The following is a 22,512-nucleotide window of genomic DNA, read 5'->3' as shown; positions in this document are numbered from 1 at the left end:
GCAATTGCGGACTTTTTTATATTAGCTTAGTTTTAATGCCCTTCAGCAAACAAGTAGTTCAGCCAACCTTGCATTCGTAGCAATACTTTTCGAATGATCGATACATGAGTGAAATGCTCTGTATATATCGCAGATTGCCCTGCTACGCCCGCAGGTAAATTAGCTAACAATTCATTTTCGTCATCAAGTTCAATAAGCACTAGCGCACGGCCTCGCTTAAACAACTCATTTGAAGATCGTAATGTGCCACCAAATTGCAACTCGCCTTCAGCCATTGCAGGTAAGACTTTAACGACTCTACCTTTATGAACCACACCCGGCATAGCATCTAAGATTAACTCGGCTTCGTCACCTTCTTTTAAACGCAGCAATGAGTTTTGCCAGAACGCGCCAGCAAAATATCTATCTTCATCAGGTATAAATGTCATCGCGGGACGCAGTGGAATAGGCACTGCCATAACACCAGGGCGAAGTGCCATCTGAGTGACAACACCATCTACAGGCGCTTTAACCTCAGTACGCTCAAGATTAAATTGCGCTTCGTCTAATTGAGCTTGAATAACTGCAACATCGGTATTTACGCCATCAATATTCGATTGAAAAGCTAAGCGGAAACGAATTTCATCAGCTTGAGCAGCTTTAAACTGCGCCTCTGAAGCCAAATAAGTTTGGCGCTTATTATCCAGTTCAATTTCAGAAAATGGCGAGTTTTTGCCACCTTTTCGTTTACCTTCGTCATAACGTTCATAAGCTTGCTTAGCTCTATCACGGTTAGCTTCAGCTTGGGTCACTTTGGCAATCGCACTGTCCCACGACGCTTTCAGTTGCGGTACAGCTTGTTTAGCATCTTCCAGTGCGGCCTGCTTTTCTTTAACTTCCGCGATAAAAGGAGTGGGGTCAATTCTAAATAATATGTCGCCTTTTTTTACAGGAACATTAGGCTTTACATTTACCTCAACCACTAAGCCACGAACCGCAGGGTTAATTGGAATAGACACAAAGTATTCACGTGTATACTTAGTGTAGGGGTGGTTATAGTTCATCAATACCAATAAGGTACCGATTAATGCTATGCCACCTAAAACAGCTGTAGGTACCGTCCATTTAGTCAACGGGATCTTGAATATCTTAAAAACAGCAACACATAGCGCGGTGTAAGTTAAAATCAGTAACAGATCCATAATTACGCCTCTTGTTGTGGTGTGGTGGTCTCTGTTTGAGACTGCTTGGTTTCTGGAGATTCAAGATTGCCTAAACGTTGATTTAACTGTTCAACTTTTTCCATCAACTCCCTCACCTCACCTTCGAGGATTAATTCACGCTTTTTGCCATTACTAAACCCCCAGCCTCTGTCTTCACGATATAAGGTTGCCCAAATCCATAAAAATGGCCAAATAGCATGCATGGTAAATAAGCTGACCCAGCCAGCAATATGAAGTGCATCTTGTTGTGGGTGATTACGCTTCTTGGCAATCTCATAGGGAATATCATGAATGGCAATTACACCATAGAAAATAACTAATGCTACAAAGAACAAAAGTCCCAAAGCAAAATAATCCAAAAACATATAACTCTCCTACTAGAAGGTAAAGCAAGTTAATCGAACCAAAATAAATCCAAAGTGTCACCCGACAACCAAGCAACACAATTACAACCCAAAGATAGCATACGCTCAACAATAAAATAACTGTAATACCCTGTTTATTCGCTAAAAAAATAACTCTTTTCTCGTGATCTTTTACACATTTATAGCCTTTGCTAATCAATCGATTACGAATAAAAGATAAAATGAAGCAGTGATATCCCTACAAGCTTCCTAACAAGGTAAAACAATGAACGCTCATACTCCTTTCAACTTTGGTACTGCCGGTACTGAAGGCTCTATAAAAGCCATGCTGCTAGGTTGCGGCGAACTCGGAAAAGAAGTAGCCATTGAGCTGCAGCGCTTCGGCGTTGAAGTCATTGGAGTCGACCGTTACCCTAATGCTCCAGCAATGCAAATTGCACACCGCTCTCATATCGTCAATATGCTCGATGAAGTCGCATTAAAAGCGGTAATTGAACTTGAGCAGCCTCATCTGGTTATCCCTGAAATTGAAGCCATTGCGACACAAGCACTAGTGGAAATCGAAGCCACTGGGGTCAATGTGATTCCAACAGCAAAAGCCACACAATTAACCATGGACCGTGAAGGCATTAGAAGACTAGCAGCTGAAACGTTAGGCATCCCAACCTCACCTTATTTCTTTTGCGATACCTTAAGCGAATTTAAAGCAGCAATAATTAAAATTGGATTACCTTGTGTCGTGAAGCCTGTTATGAGCTCTTCTGGAAAAGGGCAAAGCGTCATTAAAAACGAGCAGCAAATAGAGCAAGCTTGGCAATATGCACAAGAAGGTGGACGTGCTGGCGGCGGCCGCGTGATTGTCGAAGGTTTTATTGATTTTGATTATGAAATTACGCTATTAACCATTAGTGCTATCAATGGCATTCATTATTGCGACCCGATTGGTCATCGACAAGAAGATGGTGACTACCGTGAGTCATGGCAGCCACAAGCAATGTCAGCTGTCGCGATTGAAAAAGCACAACAAATTGGTGAACAAGTAGTGAAAGCCTTAGGTGGATTTGGCCTCTTTGGAGTAGAGCTCTTTATCAAAGGTGATAAAGTTTACTTTTCTGAAGTATCGCCAAGACCACACGACACTGGTTTAGTTACACTCATTAGCCAGGATATCTCTGAATTTGCATTACATGTTCGCGCTATTTTAGGCCTGCCAATCACGGAAATCAGGCAGCATGGTGCCAGTGCATCTGCGGTTATTCTTGCTGAAGGCCAATCAAGTAACATTCGATATCAAGGTGTAGAAAATGCTCTATTGGAAGCAGACACCCAAGTAAAATTGTTTGGTAAACCTGACATAGATGGCCGCAGAAGACTAGGTGTCGCGCTTGCAAGAGATAAAGACATCGACTCATCAATCGCTAAAGCCAAACGCTCTGCAGCTGAAGTAAAGGTCGTTTTTTAGCTCGCATTTGAATGCTGAGTACCTTATTGGTAAAACGAAAAAGCCTAACATGTGAGTGTTAGGCTTTTTACTTGAGCATTGCTTAAGACATGCTAATTCACTGTATTAATCGGTGAGCCATTCAAAAACTGCTTCACGTTATTTACTGCAATGTTCAATAGATTCTGCCTAGCTTCAATTGTTGCCCAAGCAATATGTGGAGTGATAATAATATTATCGGCTGATAACAAAGGATTATTTTTGTCTGGCGGTTCAGTAGAAAGTACATCGACAGCGGCGAAGAGTTGCTGCTGATTCAACGCTTGTGCTAATGCCGCTTCATCAATCAGACCACCACGTGCTGTATTCACTAGCAACGCCCCCACTTTCAATAAAGATAAACTGCCTTGATTAATCATCTTATCAGTGGCTTCATTTAACGGGCAGTGTAATGAAATGATATCTGATTGTGCCAGCAAACTTGCAAGTGGCTGCCAAGTGACATTATCTGGTAACCCTGTCTTTTCTCTGCCGCTAGTAATAATCACCTTCATATTGAATGCGATTGCTAACTTAGCCACTTGTTGGCCAATATCACCATAGCCCACAATACCAATGGTTTTTCCTTTGAGTGACATTAAAGGAGATAAAGTGAAGCAAAAGTCCCGAGAGCTTGTCCACTGGCCCTGCTTAACCGCGCGGTCATGCAAAGAGACTTGTTGGCAGTGCTGTAAAATCAGGGCAAATACCATCTGAGCTACGGCATCAGGTCCATAAGCAGGCACGTTGGTTACCACGATATTACGTTCACTAGCAGCATTCATATCAACAACGTTCGTCCCTGTTGCTGTGACACCAATATATTTAAGTTGTGGGCACTGCAGTATCACATTTTCAGAGATTACAGCTTTATTAGTAAGCACAATATCAGCTTGATGACAGCGAGGTATTATTTGATCATTTGAACTATGTTCAAATACTTCCACTTCACCTAGTGAAGACAAAGATGCCCATTTAAGATCGCCAGGGTTGAGTGTATAGCCATCAAGTACGACTATTTTCATGCTCGGTCACCTATTTAAAATTTAATCTCTAAACCGACATTGGCCTGCCCTTGCCACATGACATCAGCAGATATATGCCAAACGCACTCATTAGGGCCACAAAAGAATGTGTTATCTGAATTAACGAATGTCGCATAGCCTCTTACATCAGCAAATAATGCCACTTGCGGCGTGATTTCATATGCTGCACCACCACCAAAGCCCATCGAAAAGCGTGTCTCTGATGAGTAATCACCGCTTGGGCGCATATGAGTTGCCCCTGCTGTAACTGTTACGTAAGGTTTAAACTTGCCATTTGGAAAATATAAACTGCCACCTAAATGGAAATAATCAACATCAAGTTCGTTAAACACTTCATTGCTAAAAGCACCATTTCTCACATCAGTTGCTTGCGTACTGTATAGAAAATAGATATTGCCAGGATCTTTGGTTGTCGTACCAATCATGACGCCATAATGTTCTGACTCTGAAATTTTTAACTTACCGCTCTCACTGGTATTAGGATCTGAAATATCAAATTCACTACTACCAAAACTATAACCACCAAAAGGGGAAACATAAATTTCAGCTTGAGATGAAAAAGATATTGCAGCAGTGCTGACAATAGTAACGAAACTCGCAATAGCGGTTAATTTCATGTGTAACTCCGTATACAACAAGCAATTATCATTGAAATAGCTCGGGAAATTGTTTGAATATTAGCTCGAACAATAACTAGAATAATAATCCCGAGCTAACTCATACTTTTTCCATGAATATTTTTAGCGCATTCCTCGGGATGTTTTGACGGTTTCATATGCCGACTGAATGTCTTGTGCTTTGGCTTTAGCAAGCTCCATCATTTCTTCTGGCAAACCTTTAGCGACTAATTTATCGGGATGATGTTCATTCATCAATTTGCGATAAGCCCGTTTAATTTCTTGGTCACTTGAAGATTCTTCTTTACCCAGCATCGAATAAGCATCATCAAGTTGCATTGCACTGCCAGCTCCTGACTGGTGATGATGAAACTCGGCTTGCCAGCGATTAAGTAGCGCGTCTAAGTGAGCTTGGCCTAAACCTAACTCTTTGGCAACGGTAGATAAAATTTGTTTTTCTTTGCTGTGTAATTCACCATCGGATAACGCAGTTTGAATTTGAATTTCCAAAAACATTTGCAGAATTTCTGTTCGACCTTGGCTCATAGCACGAAATTCACGTAAGGTTTCTACTAAATCGAAATCGGCATCACGACCTTTTCTGAATGCCGTCTGGGCATCCTTTCTGGCATCACCAGTGAGCTTCATTTGATCCATCAACATTGACGCGATACGAATATCAACATCAGTGACGTGACCAGAGGCTTTAGCGACATGGCCCATTACTGTGAAGGTCGTATTAAAAAACTGAGCTTGGCGGGCTTGACCTTTGCGCATCATATCCGCAAACCCTGCTCGTTTATCAAATAAATGACCTAACCACAGCCCTAAAACAGCACCAAAACCTCTGCCGAACATATAGCCAATGATAAACCCAAAAACTTTGCCCCAAATACGCATCAAACTTCCCGCTAAATTACACCAAGCTGCTACGAACGTCTTGGTTAAGTGAATACATTAATGATTTTCAATATAGTGTGTGAGCTGTGCCAATCTCTCTACTGTTCCTACGTCACACCAATATGAGCCAGAATAGCTACCCGCTATTTTATCAAGCGATATTTTTTGTCTCAATAAAGGACCTAAAGCGCTTTTTCCAGGAGCTAATTCAGTAAACATTTTGGGGTGATATATTCCCATTCCTGAATAGGTAAACTTATTACTCTCAGATTCAGACACTTGTTGATCAATAATAGCAAAATCCCCTTGTGGATTATGCTTAGGATTATCAACTAACCATAAAAAAGCATCTAATTCTGAATTGGCACGCATTACAGACTTTGCCTGCTCTAGATCAGGTAATTCATCGATATATATATCGCCATTGATAAGTAAGAAAGGCTTGTCTCCCAATAACGCCAATGCTTGCTTAATCCCGCCAGCTGTTTCTAAGGCTTTTTCTTCTGCGCTATACTGAATTGATAATCCCCAGCGACTGCCGTCACCTAATGCTTCCGGCAACTTGTGGCCTAACCAAGCATGATTAATCACTACCTCTTTGATGCCGACTTTAGCCAGCTTTTCGAGATGATAAACTATCAAGGATTTACCTGCGGCCTTAACTAATGGCTTAGGCACTTTATCCGTTAAAGGTCTTAAACGCTCTCCCCGCCCAGCAGCCAAAATCATCGCCTTCATCTATAACCTCTTTAATAAAAATGGCTTACACATCTAAAAGTCATGCTATTACGCACAGTTAACTTTTGGTAATACATGTTGTTTAACCCAGTCACCAAACTGATGAAGCTGAGGATATAAAGCGGCAACTTCTACGATATAGGTTAAAGTTAACGGAATATCTTTTAGGTAACCCGCTTTTCCATCCCTATGATTCAGTCGAGCAAAAATGCCTGCGGCTTTAACATGTCGTTGTAAGCCCATTAAATCAAACCATGTTTGATATTGTGTAAAAGTAACACAGTTAGAAATTAACCCTTGCTGTAGACACAACTGCCAATGCTCTTGTTTTAATGAGTCAATGATCTCATTTGGCCATTTGATATAGCAGTCTCTTAGTAAAGAAACAGCATCATACGTAACCGGCCCTAACACGGCATCCTGAAAATCAATCAGCGCTAGCTCATTATCAACAACGAGGATATTGCGACTATGAAAATCTCGATGCATTCCGACACTTGGCTGTTCAAGCGCACTTGTTGTTAATACACTGAATGCATGCTCAATAATCTTTTTATCACTGTGGCTTAAAGTGAAACCCAAATGTTTAATTAATAGCCATTCAGTAAAAATGTCTAATTCTCGCGCCACAAATGCTTGGTCATAACCAGGTAATACGCCTTGTTCAGTTTCAGTGACGGTGGCGACTTTAGGTAATAACCCCAAAGCTTTGCGGTACAAATCGGTCACTGAATGCTCGTTTAATTGATTTAAAAGCTGCTCATCACCTAAGTCAGACTGTAAAACAAACCCGTTTAGCTCATCTTGTGCAATTATCTTCGGGGCTATCAAACCAGCCTTTTCATAAGCTTTCGCCATATAAATGAAAGGCATAATCGGCACCAATTCAATCGGTGAATCTGAGACTATATAAGAGTTTGCTAAATGTTTAACTCGAAAATAGCGACGAAAACTGGCATCCCCACAAATGAGTTCAATAGACACCTCTGTCTTAAAATATTGACTCAACCAACTCCTTAGTAAAATAAATCTTCTATCTGATAAACTCATCTCAATGGCTCTTATGGGAAAATTGCTTTATTATAGCCAACATAACATTTGGAAACAGCTAAAGATAAATTGTTAGCTGCGGCTTTTTTTCGATTCATTTTGTCTAGACTAAGAATTCATAATCATTAATTAAAATGCAGATCCGCTACTTTCTGGCATTGAGCCTGTTACCTAACCTAGTCTCGGCACAAGAACCCACTGACACAGAAGCGGTTGAGCTTCATTGTGTGATTAACCCACCGGTTTCTAGTTCGATTGACGAACGCCAACAAGTCCCTAATTTATCAGCTGAAGATATTGTGATCATTTCTGATCGTTCAGAAGCTGCTATGGGCGATAAAGCACATTTCTCAGGTAACGTCAGTTTTAGCCAAGGTACTCGTCATATCAGCGCTGACGAAGCTATTTTGGACCAAAAAAATGAACAATTAGATGCCAATGGTAACTTAATTTTCTCAGATGAGATGTTCACTGTTACAGCGGACTCCCTCAATGCGCAAATGGTTTCCAGTAGCGCGACACTTAATGGTGCGCAATATTGGTTGCATGGTCAGCAAATCCATGGCGATGCTGAACAACTAAAAGTCACTGAACAAAATAACCTTGAGTTACGCAATACCAATTTTACCACTTGTCCTGTAGGCGATAATTCGTGGCTGTTAGAAGCGGAAGAAATCCGCATTGATAGCACTGAAGAGTGGGGCGAAATTTGGGATGCTAAAATCCGTATTGCGGGTGTACCCGTGATGTATGTGCCTTATATGACAATTCCAATTTCTGATAAGCGTAAGTCGGGTTTCTTATTCCCTGACTTTAGCACCAGCACCACCAATGGTGTTGAAGTTAGCACACCTTATTACTGGAATATTTCGCCTGAGTATGACCTAACCTTCACGCCGACTTATATGTCTGCACGTGGTTTTTACTCTAAAACAGAATTTCGATATTTAGCAGGTGAAGACCAAGACGGTCAATTTAACCTAGAATATCTCGCCAATGATGACAAATTAGACAATAGTCCAGATCGTTACCTTTACCACTGGCGTCACCAAGGTTCAATTAATGAGAACTGGCGTGTACAAGCAAACTTTACTGACGTATCAGATAATAACTATTTCAATGATTTAAGTTCAGATGTCAATCGTTCTACCGATAATCAGTTATCGAGAGTGGGTGAAATCAATTACTTTGAAAAAGATTGGGATTTTGGTATGAAGGTCCAAGACATTAAAGTGCTGGGCGAAGACGAAGTGCCGTATCAAGTCATGCCACAGCTTAACTTTAATTATCAAACTAATGATTTCTGGGAAGGGTTAGATTTCAAATTTAATTCTGAATTAACAAACTTTCAGCACAAAGAAAATGAATACTCAACGGCAACGCGTTTCCACATGGAGCCGAGTATTACCCTACCTATTCAGGGCCCAGCGGGTTCATTGACCAGTGAAATAAAGTTACTTCAAACTCAATATTGGCAAAATAATATTGCCAGTGATAGTGAACTTGAAGATACGGTGAGTCGTACCATCCCTCAAGCCCGACTGCACGGTCAAATTAACTTTGAGCGTGAAACCCATATGTTTGACGCCGATTTTAGGCAAACACTAGAGCCACAATTTCAATACCTTTATGTCGGCTATGAAGACCAAGATGGTATTGGCATTTACGATTCAGCTAAATTACAAGAAGATTACTTTGGTTTATTCCGCGACCGACGTTACTCAGGTCTTGATAGAATCGCTGATGCAAACCAAATGACATTAGGTCTCACAACGCGTTTATTTGATGACGCGAATATCGAGAAATTAAAAGTCAGTATTGGTCAAATTATTTATTTCCAAGACAGTAAAATTAACTTTGCTGATGAGAATGTTGAAGTATCACCGTCAACCTCAGTATTAGCCGCTGAAGTGGATGCTAACCTTTACCAAGATTGGTTCATTAGTGGTGCTGTGCAATTTGATAGTGAACAAGGTGAAACCAAGAAAAGTGAAGTGACATTAGATTTTCGTCCAAGTAATGATAAGTTGCTTCAGTTTAGTTATCGCTATGTGCCAGACCTATTAAATACCAATACCAACGACCGAGTAGATATTTCTCAGGTGGGTATGCGTACCTCATGGCCTATTAGCGACGATTTGTATTTTGTGGGTAATTTTTATTACGACCTCAACGAATCTCGTAGTATTGAAACCTACACTGGGGTGCAATATGAGGCTTGTTGCTGGGCAATGCGTTTAAGTTATCATTACCGCATCAAGACCAATTACGACGATGATTTAAACCCTAGTATTGATACTAGAGAACAATTTGAGAGTGGCGTATACCTCAACTTTATTATTAAAGGTTTAGGTGGTTCTGGTCCTCTCGGTGTTGAAGATATGCTAAACGAAGGATTATTTAACTATCGCAAACCACTTTACTTAAGCAATTAGCCATCATTTATGCACCATTTGTGATAGATTGCTGAACCTAGTGGAAAACAAATAGTCCTATTAAACGTTAACAACACTATTTTGGCGACAGTGCCAATAATAATTAGAAAATTTAAGTGCCAAGGATTCTGTGGATGAAACACTGTAAGAAAATGATTTTTGCTTTATTTACTCTGGCTGCAAGCCAAGTATCGATAGCTGCTCCTGTGCCGCTAGACAGCGTTGCCGTGCAAATCAATGAAGGTATCATACTCGAAAGCGAAATCAGCCATATGATCACTTCGGTTAAATCAAATGCTGAAAAAGCGGGTCAAGGTCTGCCTTCAGATAATGCCTTACGCACTCAAGTTATTGAACGCTTAATTTTAACTCATTTACAGTTACAAATGGCTGAACGAATCGGTCTTTCAATTGGTGATTTACAATTAGATCAAACCATCGAAAATATTGCTAAAGAGCAACAGTTAACTGTTAGCCAAATGCAACAACAGATCGAAAGCGAAGGCATGAGCTTCGGTCAATACCGTGAACAACTTCGTGAAGAAATTACCATTGGTGAAATTCAACGTATTCAAGTTCAGCGTCGTATTCAGGTTTCTCCGCAAGAGATCAATAACTTAGTTAAGATGATTCAAGAGCAAGGCCTTAAAGATGTTGAGTTCCAAGTAGGTCATATCTTAATTGAAGTGCCTAGCAACCCAACCAGTGAGCAACTTGAAGCATCAAGCAAGCGTGCTAACATCGTACTTGATCGCTTAAATGAGGGTGAAGATTTCAGACGTACAGCGATTGCCTCTTCTTCAGGACCTAAAGCGCTAGAAGGCGGTATTTGGGATTATATGAGCATCAATGAAATGCCTACACTTTTTGCTGAGGTGGTTACTGATGCGAAAAATGGCGATGTTATCGGTCCAATTAAAAGTGGTTCTGGATTCCATATTATTAAAATCATGGATGCCCGAGGTCTACAAACCCAAGAAATCAGTGAAGTACGTTCACGCCATATTCTGCTGAAACCGTCACCGATCCTTTCTGAAGATCGCGCCAAGGCAATGCTAGAAAGCTTCTTATCACAAATTCGTTCAGGTGAAGCTGACTTTGCAGATCTAGCCCGTCAATATTCAGAAGATCCTGGTTCAGGGGCTAAAGGCGGCGAATTAGGTTGGGCTGAACCAACTGTTTACGTACCTGAGTTTGCTCAAACACTAAACAGTCTTGAAATATATGAGATAAGTGAGCCTTTCCGCACCACACACGGCTGGCACATAGCTCAATTAGAAGAAAAACGTACAACTGATGCAACGGATCAGTTTAATAGTAACCGTGCTCATCAGTTAATCTATCGTCGTAAATTTAACGAAGAACTGCAGAACTGGTTAGATGAAATGCGTACAGAAGCTTACATTGAAGTTTTTGAACCAGAGAGTACTCGAGGTTAACCTAATTTAATGACACAAAGAATTGCGATTACGCCGGGTGAACCGGCGAGTATCGGCCCAGATATTGTAATTAAACTTGCTCAGCAGGCTTGGCCTGCTGAGTTAGTTGTTTGTGCAGATCCGGAATTATTAACCAGCCGAGCTAAAATGTTAGGTTTGCCGCTGAGTCTACGTCCTTACCAGCCTACACTTGATGCTAAACCGCAAGAAGCTGGCACATTGACCATCGCTCCGTTTACATTAGCCGCAGAAGTTGAATGCGGAAAACTAAACGAAATAAACAGCGCTTATGTTGTAGATACCCTGCGTTATGCCGGTGAAAAGAACATGAGCAATGAATTTGCTGCAGTGGTCACTGGCCCAGTTCATAAAGGCATTATTAACCAAGCAGGCATTCCTTTTAGTGGCCACACTGAATTCTTTGCATTACAAGCAAATTGCCAAGATGTAGTTATGATGCTTGCTGCGCCAGGTTTACAAGTGGCGCTAATGACCACACATATTCCATTAGCGTATGTTGCCAAGGCAATAACTCGCGAACGTTTACACCATATTATCCAAATTTTGCACAGCGAATTAGTGCAAAAGTTTGGCATCACTTCACCTAAAATATATGTGTGTGGATTAAATCCTCATGCAGGTGAAGATGGACACTTAGGAAGGGAAGAAATTGATATCATGATCCCAGCGCTAAATGAGCTGCGTGAACAGGGTATTGATATTGTCGGGCCTTTGCCTGCTGATACACTATTCCAACCTAAATACTTACAAGAAGCAGATGTGGTTCTTGCTATGTATCACGACCAAGGACTTCCAGTACTTAAATCATTAGGTTTTGGAAAATCGGTTAATATCACCTTAGGTCTTCCGTATATCAGAACCTCTGTCGATCATGGCACTGCATTAGAACTTGCGGGCACTGGCGAAGCAGATTGCGGTAGTTTTACCTGTGCATTAAACAAAGCCATTGAATTGGCCTCAAAAGTAAGTAAATAAATTTCCAATGAGCAATAAAGTACATTTAGGCCACACGGCTAGAAAACGTTTCGGGCAAAACTTTTTAACTGATGAAAGTGTCATCAGTAGAATTGTGGGCGCAATCTCACCAGACAACGATCATGTAATGGTTGAAATTGGTCCTGGTTTAGGTGCATTAACTGAACCCGTTGCAGATGCAGTTGATAATTTAACGGTTGTTGAACTGGATAAGGATCTTGTAGAGCGTTTACAAAATCACCCAGTATTAAAAGATAAATTAACCATTAACCAAGGTGATGCGCTTAATTTTGATTTTAGCCAGCTTCAACAAGACGGTAAAAAGATGAAAGTATTTGGCAACTTGCCATACAACATCTCAACGCCGTTGATGTTTCACCTTTTCGAATTTGCCGAAATCATCGAAACCATGCACTTTATGCTGCAAAAAGAAGTGGTACTACGCTTGTCTGCAAGTCCAGGCACAAAAGCTTATGGCCGCTTAACTGTCATGGCTCAGTATTTCTGTAAAGTGGTTCCTGTTCTAGAAGTACCGCCAGAGAGCTTTAAGCCTGCACCAAAAGTAGATTCTGCAGTGGTGCGTTTATTGCCTTACGATGTGAAGCCTTTCCCCTGTAAAGATGTGAATGTTTTACGCCATTTATGTACCACAGCCTTTAACATGCGTCGTAAAACATTAAGAAATAACTTAAAGCAAATGATCACTGACGAAGAGTTTAGTCAATTAAACATTGATTCTACACTCAGACCAGAGCAAATAAGCGTTGAACAATATGTTGCGCTAGCCAATTTGGTTTGTGATAAAGGTGAGTAAATTCAAGGGCATTTTAATTAAATGCCCTTTCTTTTTTTAGGAAGTTTGATGACCTCTGTAGCTGCTAACGTAAAAATAAAAGTTGAAACAAATTACCTTGAAGAACAATCATCAGCAGAAGATGAAAAGTATTTGTTCAGTTATACCATCACCATTATTAACCTCAGCGAAATCCCAATCACGCTAAAAGACCGTCACTGGATCATCACTAACGCCAATGGTGATACTAGCGAAGTCAAAGGGCCTGGTGTTGTCGGTGAAACTCCAACTATTGCTCCTGATACCGCTTATCAATATTCAAGTGGCACCGTTATGGAAACCCCTGTTGGCTTTATGGAAGGCAGCTACGGCATGGTGACCGAACAAGGTGAGCCTTTTAAAGCTAATATTCCTACTTTTAGACTCGCGATTCCAGGTATTTTACAGTAGCACTATGGCACATTATTTTGTTGGCGATATACAGGGTTGTTTTGACGAACTTAAATTGCTGCTAGCAAAGGTAGACTTCAACCCAGCAAAGGATGAACTTTGGGCAGTCGGTGACTTAGTTGCTCGTGGCCATGGTTCTCTGCAAACGCTTCGTTATTTAAAATCCTTAGAAGGCAGCGCTAAAGTCACCCTAGGTAATCATGACCTCCATTTACTGGCTTTACACGGTAAGCTTAAAAGAGCTAATCCCAAAGATAACCTAGCTGAGCTGCTCGCGGCTGATGACGTTTCTAACTTGATTGATTGGCTAAGACAACAGCCCTTGGTACAAACCTTACCTTCGCATAATATCATCATGACCCATGCAGGTGTGCCGCCGCAGTGGGATTTAACCACACTGCAAACTGAAGCCCTTGCTGTGAGCAATGCGCTAAAAGAGAATGATTATCTAAACTCTCTTATCGCAAAAATGTACACTGAAGCGCCTGATTTATGGGATAGTAAGTCTAAAGGGCTACCTAGATTAAGGTACTGCATTAATGCGCTGACGCGAATGCGTTACTTACATCCAGATGGTAGTTTGGATTTTGGATGTAAAAAGCCAATAAAAGATAAAAACTCAGGGTTAACACCTTGGTTTGAATTCGATTCAGAGCTTAAAGACAACCACACTTTAGTATTTGGCCATTGGGCCGCTCTTATGGGAGTGACTCAACAAGATAACGTTTTGGCATTGGATACGGGCTGTTGTTGGGGAGAATATATGACACTTTGGCATGCTGAAACCAATGAAAAAATAATTCAGCAAAAACTAAAATAATTAATAAATTGTTAAACTAATAATAACCTTAGCCGATAAAGCTAATAGATCTCACATGATCACATTACCCTGAGCGATCAAGAGATAAATTCGGGATAAAATAATAACAGCCGGAGTATGCTATGAAAATTAATGTTGCCACCAGAGTCATTGGCGGTTTTACTGTTGTAACACTACTTTTAATCATATTGGGAGGTGTATCACTGCTTACCAATAGTACCATTAAAGATAGCACTACAACGTTGCAAAGAGTTAGCCTACCAGCCCTCACTGCAACGGGTGAATTAACCCAAAACTTAAGTGCTCAGCAAATTCAAATTTTATTTGGCTATTACACAGATCAGTCTGCACAAATCCCTGCTGTTGAGAAAAAGATCCAGACAGAATCAGCAGAATTAACTAAAACCTTGAATAAGCTGTCAAACCTCATCTCCGATAGACAAGAGTTTTCAAGTAATCTTTCGCAATTAAAATCTAGCTATTCAAGTTTTGATAAAAACAGCAAGCTCATGCTAGAAGAACATGAAAGCGCACTTATTAAGCATGAAACGCTTTTATCACTACGAAGTGACTTAGAAGATAGTGCAGATGAAGCATCGTCAATTCTGTTAGATCTGATTGACCTAGAAATGAGTGATGATGCAACCGAGCAAAGTATTGCTGCGACAGCCGGCGTTGTAGACAGTACCTTTATCAATATTATCACTACGGTATACGACTTAGTTGCAGCAAAAGACAACAGCAAGTACAACGTAATAGTTAATGAGCTTGACTATATGGTCAGTGATACACGAGTTAAGATTGAACATATAAACCGTCAAGGACAAGGTATCATCAGCGAAAATACGCTAAGTAACCTAAATACCGAAAGTGAGGCGGTATTTAAATTAATTAACGACAGCAATGCCATTGTTGCGATGAAAGGTCAGCAATTAACTCATGCTCAGCAAGCTCAAAAAATGCTAGCCGCAACAGACAAATCACGCTTGGACCTTAACGCTAAGATGATTAATTTGGCCAAGAATATCGAAAGCTTTACTGGAGAAATTAGTGATAGTGCAATTGAAAATATCGACTCTGCCAGTTTAAAAACAATGTTTGTTGTCATTCTTGCCATTCTCGTTTCGATTGTTGTAAGTATTGCAGTGGTTAAACCACTGACTCGTTCATTAGCGAAAGTGAATCAGGCATTAAATATTCTCGCCTCGGGTGATCTGACTCATAAGCTTGATGACACGGGACATGATGAATTTGCAGAGCTTGCTAAAAACTGTAACAGTTTAGTCGATAGCCTACGAAATCTGATTGTTGGTATTCTAGACCGCTCAAACCAACTTGCAGCAGCAGCTGAAGAAACGTCTGCAATCACCACTCAAACAACCAGTGGTATCCAAGAGCAAAAGAGCCAAGTTGACCAAGTCGCTACAGCCACAACACAATTAAGTTCAAGTGCTCAGCAAGTGTCAATGAGCGCTGATCAAGCACTAGAGCAAATTAAACAGGCTGATGAAGAAACACAGCATATGCGCACAATTGCTGAAGAAAACAAGCTAACGATTCTTGCCCTCGCTGATGAAGTTGCTAAAGCAGGTCAAGTGATTAATAAAGTTCATTCTGATAGTGCTTCTATTGGTTCAATTCTTGATGTTATTCGTGGTATTGCAGAACAAACAAACTTACTTGCACTTAATGCTGCAATTGAAGCTGCACGTGCAGGTGAACAAGGGCGCGGATTCGCTGTCGTAGCAGATGAAGTGCGAAGCTTAGCATCTCGAACTCAAGAATCGACAAGTGAGATTCAGCAAATGATTGAGATACTGCAGCAAGGTGCTCAACAAGCTGTGTCAGTGATGGAGTTAGGTCGCTCTCAAGCAAGTAGCTGTGTTGATAAAACAGAGCAAGCGAACTTAGCACTAGAAACCATTAGTCAATCGGTTCACAAAGCCTACGATTCTGGTAATCATATTGCTCAAGCTGCACAAGAGCAAAACCTTGTCAGCCAGCAAGTATCAGAAATGCTAGAACATATTGCCGCTATATCAGAAGAAACGGCAACGGGTGCAGATCAAACTGCGCAGTCAAGCCATCAAGTAGCAATGCTATCTGAAGAGCTACAAAGCTCTGTGGGCGAGTTTCGAGTATAAACACCCAACTATTATCATTTAAACAAAAGGCTCTTAGGAGCCTTTTTTAATACCTTAAATCCACTTTAAAGCCGACGTTTCGCCTGCAGCCACAACTTAACACTTCAGAGGATAAAAAAGGGTTTCAAAGAAGCATAAAGCAGATAAGAATAAAGCGTTTACCACCACTTCTTTCAATTAATCTAATATCTGATTAGCTAGGCAAGTGAGTTTGTAACGCTAGCTTGTTCAGTGAACAAACATCTATATCCAACATCTGTAAGACGGTTATTAATCATCAATTTAAAGCCATAAAAAAACCGCCATGATGGCGGTTTTTAGATTAATTGCTATTTGTACTAACGAAAGACGCAAATCAACAATCAATCTAGCTCGTTATGACGCAATACACTTTCTATTGCACCAAACCGTAACAAATGACTCAATACGTAAACTAACGTTTATTCACCACCGCTGATACGATCTTGAACTGCAGCAGTAATAGCACTTCCGCTATGACCATTTGCATTTGCCCAATCAAGAATGCTTTTACCGTCAGCTTCTGGTGTGCTTAAGTCACCGGCAGGAAGACGCTTTGCAATATACTCACCTACTTCTAATGAATTAGAGTTGTAAGCTGTTCTTAATAAGCTGTTACCGTCACAAGAAACACCAGTGTAAATATTGCGTAATTTTACGCGGCTTTCTTTCAACTTTTTACGTAAACGGTTTTTGTCATTAGATTTTACATAATCACAAATGTTTGCGACAAGTTGATCGGTATTCGCTTCGGCAGGGGTTGACACAAAAGATGCTGCAATTAGGGCTGCTAAGGCCACTGGCAATAAACGCATCTGACACTCCTTTTTAGGTATTTTTATTTTTGTACCTACCATCAAGGGTAAGTATCAATTCAGGGTAACACAGGACACAATTTAACATTATTTCACCAAAGTGTTAAAGCTATATTGCAATTGTGATTCATTTATCTCAACAACCTTCTCAGTTAATGTCCAGCTACCATCATCCCACTCAGGAAAAAAGGTGTCACCATCAACAGTTAACTCTATGAAGGTTAGATAAAGCGTATCGGCTAGCGGTAGAATTTCTTTATAGAGTTGTCCACCACCAATCACAACTATTTCCTCACAATCGCTAACAAGTTCTTTTGCTGCCTCAAAAGAATTTACGCAACTGACCCCTTCAGGCTGATAATCATTCTGACGAGTTATCACAATATTATGACGCCCTGGGAGTGGTCTTCCAATAGATTCAAAAGTCTTGCGCCCCATCACCACAGGTTTTCCTAATGTCATGGCTTTAAAGTGTTTTAAGTCTTCAGGTAAATGCCAAGGCATTTTATTGTCTTTACCGATAACACGATTATTTGCCATGGCGGCAATCATTGCGATGCGCATGTATAGTCCTTATAAATGCTTAAGAATTTAAATAATGGGTCGAGTGCGATAATAAACCAGTGATGGCATAGCCAGCCCCACCGCGATAGCACCCAGAATAAATACCGTTTTTAAGCCGTTAAAAATCACTAGCGAAGTTAAATCGCTGCTTATTTGTTCTTGAACACTGAGTTGTACAATTGATATCAAGGTATTGTATGCGTATGTGCCAGGTACCATAGGAATAATGGCAGCAACAGAATACATAAGCGGAGGCGCTAAATGTTTCTTAGCAAAACGGATAGTCATCACGCCAACAAGTGCAGCTGCAGCAAAGGTTGCCCACTCAATAGGCATATCAAAGTGCATCAATAAAGATCGAAAGCTATGGCCAATGGCGCCAGCTAAACCACAGTAAGGTAAAAACCGCTTTGGAACATTAAACACCATTGCAAAGCCGATCGCTGGTATTGCAGAAAAGAAAGCATCATGGAGTAACTCTAGGAAGAGATTCATAGAAAAAACTCCCCTCCCAGTGCCATTGCCAACGTAATCCCTATCACTGTGGATAAGGTTAACAACGTGGCATGTCCCCAACGGGATATTCCAACATTCATATGGCCTTTAACCATATCCGAAATAGCGTTAATCAAAGGAAAACCCGGCACCAACATTAGGACACTGGCTGCCATGGCTGTTTTAGGCGTATCAGTTACATCAATGACATAGCCAAGCTGGGCGATTAATGTGGTGATGAAAGCAGTTATTGAAAAAATAATCAGTAAATTAAAATGCTTTTTAACTAATGACAGTCGTACTGACATCCCGACAGCTGAGGCGATAAAGGTAATGATACATGACGCGACATCACCACCAAATAAGTGACAAAAACTCGCACAAGATAGGCCTATCATGCCAATAACATACTTGGCTGGGTAGCTCCTCGGTTCAATTTTTTCTAAACGTCTTTTGACCTGCTTCGCGCCATAAATGCCCTTTTCTGCAAGTAGGCAAATTCGTTGCACCTCACACACAATCATCATATTGATGCCATGCTCTCTAATACGTCTTGTGGTGGTGATACAACGCCCATGAACTAGGCTGGTTAAAACGAGAGAGTTGGAGGAGATGGAAAGTTCGATACTGGCTAAGCCGAGAGCTTTGCCTAAGCGCTGGCTGATCTCTTCAACAAGATCAGATTCAGCGCCGTAAGCTAAGAGTAATTGCGCACTGCGTACCACAAGACGAGTGATATCATTTTGAGTTTCTGCGTACACTGGTCTCTCTTATTACCCTATTAATAACACCATAATAATCTAGCCGATTTTATCTCTCAATATTAACGTTGATAAATAATCTCTACATCATAATCATCTTCGTCAAAGTCATCATCAAAATCGTCATCATAATCTTCATTGACTGATTCAACGTTTGCTTGATGATAATTATCCCACTTGAATTCAACTTCATCTTCAGGATTTGCGAGTTCATCTTCAGCAGGAAGTGCAGAAATAAAGTCTAACAATTTCAGACTGAGGTCTTCTGTATTGGTACGGTTGAATGCCGACATAGTATAAATGTCGCCTTTCCAATCGATTTCCTTAACGATGTGCTCCATTTTCTCAGCAAGCTCATCTTCTTGAAGCAAATCTATTTTGTTAAACACTAACCAACGAGGTTTGGCTGCTAACTTTGGAGAGTACTTCTCAAGTTCAGCCACAATTGAGCGAGCAGATTCAACAGGATCGCTGCCATCAATAGGATCGATATCGATGATGTGTAATAACACACGACAACGCTCTAAATGCTTTAAGAATCGAATACCTAAACCTGCACCGTCAGAAGCACCTTCAATCAAACCTGGGATATCTGCGATGACAAAGCTTTGGCCTGGACGTGGGTTTACTACACCAAGGTTAGGTACTAATGTCGTGAACGGGTAATCAGCAACCTTTGGCGTTGCACGAGAAACTGAACGTATAAAGGTTGATTTACCTGCATTAGGTAATCCCAATAAACCAACGTCAGCCAATAGCAATAACTCAAGTTTAAGCATGCGTACTTCGCCTGCTGTTCCTAAGGTTTTTTGTCTTGGAGCGCGGTTAGTACTGCTTTTAAAGCGAGTATTACCTAAACCGTGGAAACCACCTTTAGCCACTAATAATTTCTGACCATGAGTGGTTAAATCGCCTAGCAACTCTTCAGTTTCAAAATCCATTGCACGCGTACCTACTGGTACTTTTAATAACGTATCTTCGCCGCCATGACCGGTACAGTCACGACCACGACCATTCTTACCACGTTCAGCGATATAAGAACGTACAAATCGAAAATCAATAAGCGTGTTCATGTTTTCGTCTGCGACTAAAAATACGTTACCGCCATCACCGCCGTCACCACCGTCTGGGCCGCCGTCTGGCACATATTTCTCACGTCTGAAGCTAACACAGCCACTGCCACCGTTACCCGCTTCAACTTTGATTTTAGCCTCATCTATAAACTTCATACATACTCCTGACACCACTTAATGTGCCAATTATAACCTCAAAAGACTGAGATGTGCAGGGAAGCGTAGAAGATACAATCACCATAAATCGCTTACTGCAAAAAAATAACTATCGATGTGATACATCGAAATACTTCATTGAAGTTTAGTTAACTAAATTCAACAATGAGGTAAAAAACACAAAAGCCCCGCCAGAAGGCGGGGCTTTCAAAGACTGATTAGAGTCTAGAATTAAGCTTCGATGCTAATAAACTTACGGTTATTAGGACCTTTTACTTGAAACTTAACTTTACCGTCTGTTAATGCAAACAAAGTATGGTCACGACCGATACCTACGTTTACACCAGCGTGGAACTTAGTACCACGTTGACGTACGATGATGTTACCAGCAACAACTGATTCGCCACCGAAACGCTTAACACCAAGACGTTTGCTTTCTGAATCGCGGCCGTTACGAGTAGAACCGCCAGCTTTTTTATGTGCCATGAGTTAGACTCCTAAATTATGCGCTGATCGCAGTGATTTTAACTTCAGTGAACCATTGACGATGGCCCATTTTCTTTTCGTGATGCTTACGACGATTGAACTTTTGAATAGTTACTTTCTCACCGCGACCGTGGCTAACCACTTCAGCAACAACTTTACCACTAGCAACTAGAGGAGTACCAACGTGAACGTTCTCACCATCAGCAACCAATAATACTTGATCAAACTCTACAGTTTCACCAGTAGCAACTTCAATTTTCTCTAAACGAACTGTATGACCTTCAGCAACACGATGTTGCTTTCCGCCACTTTGAAAAACAGCGTACATAGCTATTTCACTCCAAATGGACTAACACTCCGATTCGTAATAGTAGATATCGGGTGCTAAAAACTTTTAATGACAATGGGCGCGGATTCTACGGCAAGATTAGCAGTCTGGCAAGCGTTAAATTTGAATCATTAAAAAAAGCTCGGTTTAACTCTCACTATCTAAGAACAAAAGCTGTCTAAGGCATGAAAATTAGTTAAAATTTGTTAATATACAATTTGAACCTTATATAGTGGGCAATATAATTTGCCCAATAGCCTAATAACTAGAGACCATTATGGATTTGAACGCCATTCGTCAACTAGCTGATAATGACATGCAAGCCGTCAATCAGTTAATTTACAAACAACTTGAGTCTGATGTTGCATTAATAAACCAACTGGGTTTTTACATTATCAATGGTGGTGGTAAGAGACTTCGTCCACTGCTTTCTGTATTAGCCGCTCGCGCTATTGACTATAAAGGTGAAGAACATCTTAAGTTAGCTGCCATTATTGAATTTATCCACACAGCTTCTTTATTGCATGATGATGTAGTAGATGAATCGACCCTAAGGCGCGGCCGCAAAACTGCTAATGCGCTTTTTGGAAATAGTGCTAGCGTACTTGTTGGTGACTTCTTATATACCCGTTCTTTCCAAATGATGACTGAACTCGACAGCATGAAAGTGCTAAGAGTTTTAGCAGATACCACCAATATTCTTGCTGAAGGTGAAGTCTTACAATTGATGAATTGTAATGACCCTGAAACCACGGAAGAAAATTATATGCGAGTGATTTACTGCAAAACAGCTAAATTATTCGAAGCCGCGACCTTACTCACAGGTGTGATTGCAGATGTGAGTCAAGAACAGCAAACCGCATTAGGTGAATACGGTAAATTCCTCGGAACTGCATTCCAGTTAACCGACGACTTATTAGATTACACTGCTGATGCTGATGAGCTTGGTAAAAATATCGGTGATGACTTAGCTGAAGGCAAACCGACATTGCCATTGATTTACGCTATGGCACACGGTAACGACACTGCAAAAGCACTGATTAAAGAAGCCATTGAAAAAGGTGACGGTACTAAGGCTATCGATGAGATTGTTGCAGCACTCAAAGAATCTGGCGCGCTTGAATACACTAAGCAGAAAGCAGACCAAGAAGCTGATAAAGCGATCGCAGCACTCGCTCCGATCCCAGATAGTGAATATAAAACAGCGTTAATTTCATTAGCTAAAATATCAGTTCAACGTAACAACTAATTTATAGCTGTTAAGTTTGCGATAAAAAAATGCACTTCGCTTTCATTAGCCAAGTGCATTTTTATTATGTTCAAAAAATGTTTGTTAGGTTT

General features: G+C 40.7%; 23 protein-coding genes. 9 read left to right on the top strand and 14 right to left on the bottom strand.

Annotated elements, in window-relative coordinates; genetic code table 11:
• Positions 1–32: 32 nt before the first annotated feature.
• Both L2737_RS00925 and L2737_RS00920 read right to left on the bottom strand, forming a co-directional pair.
• Positions 33–1,181, bottom strand: a complete 1,149-nt coding sequence (locus tag L2737_RS00925; RefSeq protein WP_229367963.1) for an HlyD family secretion protein — start codon at positions 1,179–1,181, stop codon at positions 33–35.
• Between the two features lie 2 nt (positions 1,182–1,183).
• Complete coding sequence (locus L2737_RS00920) at positions 1,184–1,567, bottom strand: DUF3302 domain-containing protein (RefSeq protein ID WP_102529841.1); 384 nt, start codon at positions 1,565–1,567, stop codon at positions 1,184–1,186.
• 265 nt (positions 1,568–1,832) lie between these two features.
• Between L2737_RS00920 and purT the strand changes: the two genes are divergently transcribed.
• Positions 1,833–3,029 carry a formate-dependent phosphoribosylglycinamide formyltransferase gene (gene purT, locus L2737_RS00915; RefSeq protein WP_102529842.1) on the top strand — a complete coding sequence of 399 codons (1,197 nt, stop codon included), beginning with the start codon at positions 1,833–1,835 and terminating at the stop codon, positions 3,027–3,029.
• 92 nt (positions 3,030–3,121) lie between these two features.
• On the opposite strand, the gene L2737_RS00910 is transcribed toward purT, so the two are convergent.
• The 5 genes from L2737_RS00910 to L2737_RS00890 all read right to left on the bottom strand — a co-directional run bounded on the left by L2737_RS00910 (position 3,122) and on the right by L2737_RS00890 (position 7,356).
• Entirely contained in the window at positions 3,122–4,072 is a 951-nt protein-coding gene (locus tag L2737_RS00910) for a D-2-hydroxyacid dehydrogenase (protein ID WP_248954457.1), read from the bottom strand.
• 14 nt (positions 4,073–4,086) lie between these two features.
• On the bottom strand, positions 4,087–4,710 hold the full coding sequence (locus L2737_RS00905; protein ID WP_102529844.1) for an outer membrane beta-barrel protein: 624 nt from the start codon (positions 4,708–4,710) through the stop codon (positions 4,087–4,089).
• 123 nt (positions 4,711–4,833) lie between these two features.
• A complete protein-coding gene (gene djlA / locus L2737_RS00900) occupies positions 4,834–5,610 on the bottom strand; it encodes a co-chaperone DjlA (protein WP_102529845.1) in 777 nt (258 codons plus the stop codon).
• Positions 5,611–5,667: 57 nt separating this feature from the next.
• Entirely contained in the window at positions 5,668–6,348 is a 681-nt protein-coding gene (murU, locus tag L2737_RS00895) for an N-acetylmuramate alpha-1-phosphate uridylyltransferase MurU (protein ID WP_248954456.1), read from the bottom strand.
• A 48-nt stretch (positions 6,349–6,396) separates the two neighbouring features.
• Positions 6,397–7,356 carry an aminoglycoside phosphotransferase family protein gene (locus L2737_RS00890; protein WP_248954455.1) on the bottom strand — a complete coding sequence of 320 codons (960 nt, stop codon included), beginning with the start codon at positions 7,354–7,356 and terminating at the stop codon, positions 6,397–6,399.
• A gap of 176 nt (positions 7,357–7,532) precedes the next feature.
• On the opposite strand from L2737_RS00890, the gene lptD reads away from it, so the two are divergent.
• The 7 genes from lptD (at position 7,533) to L2737_RS00855 (ending at position 16,475) form a co-directional block, all read left to right on the top strand.
• Entirely contained in the window at positions 7,533–9,833 is a 2,301-nt protein-coding gene (gene lptD / locus L2737_RS00885; protein ID WP_248954454.1) for an LPS assembly protein LptD, read from the top strand.
• Positions 9,834–9,967: 134 nt separating this feature from the next.
• Positions 9,968–11,272: a peptidylprolyl isomerase SurA gene (surA, locus tag L2737_RS00880; protein ID WP_229367986.1), complete on the top strand. Its 1,305-nt coding sequence runs from the start codon at positions 9,968–9,970 to the stop codon at positions 11,270–11,272.
• 9 nt (positions 11,273–11,281) lie between these two features.
• Positions 11,282–12,268 carry a 4-hydroxythreonine-4-phosphate dehydrogenase PdxA gene (gene pdxA, locus L2737_RS00875; RefSeq protein ID WP_102529849.1) on the top strand — a complete coding sequence of 329 codons (987 nt, stop codon included), beginning with the start codon at positions 11,282–11,284 and terminating at the stop codon, positions 12,266–12,268.
• Positions 12,269–12,275: 7 nt separating this feature from the next.
• Complete coding sequence (rsmA, locus tag L2737_RS00870; RefSeq protein WP_102529850.1) at positions 12,276–13,082, top strand: 16S rRNA (adenine(1518)-N(6)/adenine(1519)-N(6))-dimethyltransferase RsmA; 807 nt, start codon at positions 12,276–12,278, stop codon at positions 13,080–13,082.
• Between the two features lie 48 nt (positions 13,083–13,130).
• The gene (apaG, locus tag L2737_RS00865) at positions 13,131–13,511 is read left to right on the top strand and encodes a Co2+/Mg2+ efflux protein ApaG (protein WP_248954453.1); all 381 of its coding nucleotides are present in this window, start codon (positions 13,131–13,133) and stop codon (positions 13,509–13,511) included.
• A gap of 4 nt (positions 13,512–13,515) precedes the next feature.
• A complete protein-coding gene (locus L2737_RS00860; RefSeq protein WP_248954452.1) occupies positions 13,516–14,331 on the top strand; it encodes a symmetrical bis(5'-nucleosyl)-tetraphosphatase in 816 nt (271 codons plus the stop codon).
• A gap of 122 nt (positions 14,332–14,453) precedes the next feature.
• Entirely contained in the window at positions 14,454–16,475 is a 2,022-nt protein-coding gene (locus L2737_RS00855; RefSeq protein WP_248954451.1) for a HAMP domain-containing methyl-accepting chemotaxis protein, read from the top strand.
• A gap of 440 nt (positions 16,476–16,915) precedes the next feature.
• Here the strand turns inward: L2737_RS00855 and L2737_RS00850 are convergent, their stop codons facing one another.
• The 7 genes from L2737_RS00850 to rplU form a co-directional block, all read right to left on the bottom strand.
• On the bottom strand, positions 16,916–17,308 hold the full coding sequence (locus L2737_RS00850; protein ID WP_102529854.1) for a DUF3718 domain-containing protein: 393 nt from the start codon (positions 17,306–17,308) through the stop codon (positions 16,916–16,918).
• Between the two features lie 87 nt (positions 17,309–17,395).
• Positions 17,396–17,872 (bottom strand): type 3 dihydrofolate reductase, encoded by a 477-nt coding sequence (gene folA / locus L2737_RS00845; protein WP_102529855.1) that lies wholly within the window; start codon positions 17,870–17,872, stop codon positions 17,396–17,398.
• Between the two features lie 27 nt (positions 17,873–17,899).
• Positions 17,900–18,367, bottom strand: coding sequence for a threonine/serine exporter family protein (locus tag L2737_RS00840; protein ID WP_102529856.1), 468 nt, complete (start codon positions 18,365–18,367; stop codon positions 17,900–17,902).
• Positions 18,364–19,128 carry a threonine/serine exporter family protein gene (locus tag L2737_RS00835; protein ID WP_102529857.1) on the bottom strand — a complete coding sequence of 255 codons (765 nt, stop codon included), beginning with the start codon at positions 19,126–19,128 and terminating at the stop codon, positions 18,364–18,366. The genes L2737_RS00840 and L2737_RS00835 overlap by 4 nt, the downstream gene beginning before the upstream one ends.
• 62 nt (positions 19,129–19,190) lie before the next feature.
• The gene (gene cgtA, locus L2737_RS00830) at positions 19,191–20,357 is read right to left on the bottom strand and encodes an Obg family GTPase CgtA (protein ID WP_102529858.1); all 1,167 of its coding nucleotides are present in this window, start codon (positions 20,355–20,357) and stop codon (positions 19,191–19,193) included.
• A 231-nt stretch (positions 20,358–20,588) separates the two neighbouring features.
• Complete coding sequence (gene rpmA / locus L2737_RS00825) at positions 20,589–20,843, bottom strand: 50S ribosomal protein L27 (protein ID WP_055024328.1); 255 nt, start codon at positions 20,841–20,843, stop codon at positions 20,589–20,591.
• Between the two features lie 16 nt (positions 20,844–20,859).
• Positions 20,860–21,171: a 50S ribosomal protein L21 gene (gene rplU, locus L2737_RS00820; RefSeq protein ID WP_102529859.1), complete on the bottom strand. Its 312-nt coding sequence runs from the start codon at positions 21,169–21,171 to the stop codon at positions 20,860–20,862.
• Positions 21,172–21,448: 277 nt separating this feature from the next.
• Here rplU and ispB point away from each other — a divergent pair, with 277 nt between their 5' ends.
• On the top strand, positions 21,449–22,420 hold the full coding sequence (gene ispB / locus L2737_RS00815; RefSeq protein WP_102529860.1) for an octaprenyl diphosphate synthase: 972 nt from the start codon (positions 21,449–21,451) through the stop codon (positions 22,418–22,420).
• Positions 22,421–22,512 lie beyond the last annotated feature (92 nt).

This window comes from Shewanella electrodiphila, from assembly GCF_023283985.1.
In the GTDB taxonomy this organism is placed as follows: domain Bacteria; phylum Pseudomonadota; class Gammaproteobacteria; order Enterobacterales; family Shewanellaceae; genus Shewanella; species Shewanella electrodiphila.
Note: the sequence above shows the minus strand (reverse complement) of the source record. Positions and strands in the feature narration are given on the sequence as shown.

Coding starts and splice junctions, on each gene's coding strand:
- L2737_RS00910 (WP_248954457.1), bottom strand. CDS start 4,072: ATGAAAATAGTCGTACTTGATGGCTATACACTCAACCCTGGCGATCTT.
- L2737_RS00860 (WP_248954452.1), top strand. CDS start 13,516: ATGGCACATTATTTTGTTGGCGATATACAGGGTTGTTTTGACGAACTT.
- L2737_RS00840 (WP_102529856.1), bottom strand. CDS start 18,367: ATGAATCTCTTCCTAGAGTTACTCCATGATGCTTTCTTTTCTGCAATA.
- pdxA (WP_102529849.1), top strand. CDS start 11,282: ATGACACAAAGAATTGCGATTACGCCGGGTGAACCGGCGAGTATCGGC.
- L2737_RS00855 (WP_248954451.1), top strand. CDS start 14,454: ATGAAAATTAATGTTGCCACCAGAGTCATTGGCGGTTTTACTGTTGTA.
- L2737_RS00925 (WP_229367963.1), bottom strand. CDS start 1,181: ATGGATCTGTTACTGATTTTAACTTACACCGCGCTATGTGTTGCTGTT.
- murU (WP_248954456.1), bottom strand. CDS start 6,348: ATGAAGGCGATGATTTTGGCTGCTGGGCGGGGAGAGCGTTTAAGACCT.
- djlA (WP_102529845.1), bottom strand. CDS start 5,610: ATGCGTATTTGGGGCAAAGTTTTTGGGTTTATCATTGGCTATATGTTC.
- purT (WP_102529842.1), top strand. CDS start 1,833: ATGAACGCTCATACTCCTTTCAACTTTGGTACTGCCGGTACTGAAGGC.
- surA (WP_229367986.1), top strand. CDS start 9,968: ATGAAACACTGTAAGAAAATGATTTTTGCTTTATTTACTCTGGCTGCA.
- L2737_RS00905 (WP_102529844.1), bottom strand. CDS start 4,710: ATGAAATTAACCGCTATTGCGAGTTTCGTTACTATTGTCAGCACTGCT.
- rplU (WP_102529859.1), bottom strand. CDS start 21,171: ATGTACGCTGTTTTTCAAAGTGGCGGAAAGCAACATCGTGTTGCTGAA.
- rpmA (WP_055024328.1), bottom strand. CDS start 20,843: ATGGCACATAAAAAAGCTGGCGGTTCTACTCGTAACGGCCGCGATTCA.
- ispB (WP_102529860.1), top strand. CDS start 21,449: ATGGATTTGAACGCCATTCGTCAACTAGCTGATAATGACATGCAAGCC.
- L2737_RS00920 (WP_102529841.1), bottom strand. CDS start 1,567: ATGTTTTTGGATTATTTTGCTTTGGGACTTTTGTTCTTTGTAGCATTA.
- apaG (WP_248954453.1), top strand. CDS start 13,131: ATGACCTCTGTAGCTGCTAACGTAAAAATAAAAGTTGAAACAAATTAC.
- cgtA (WP_102529858.1), bottom strand. CDS start 20,357: ATGAAGTTTATAGATGAGGCTAAAATCAAAGTTGAAGCGGGTAACGGT.
- L2737_RS00850 (WP_102529854.1), bottom strand. CDS start 17,308: ATGCGTTTATTGCCAGTGGCCTTAGCAGCCCTAATTGCAGCATCTTTT.
- lptD (WP_248954454.1), top strand. CDS start 7,533: ATGCAGATCCGCTACTTTCTGGCATTGAGCCTGTTACCTAACCTAGTC.
- rsmA (WP_102529850.1), top strand. CDS start 12,276: ATGAGCAATAAAGTACATTTAGGCCACACGGCTAGAAAACGTTTCGGG.
- folA (WP_102529855.1), bottom strand. CDS start 17,872: ATGCGCATCGCAATGATTGCCGCCATGGCAAATAATCGTGTTATCGGT.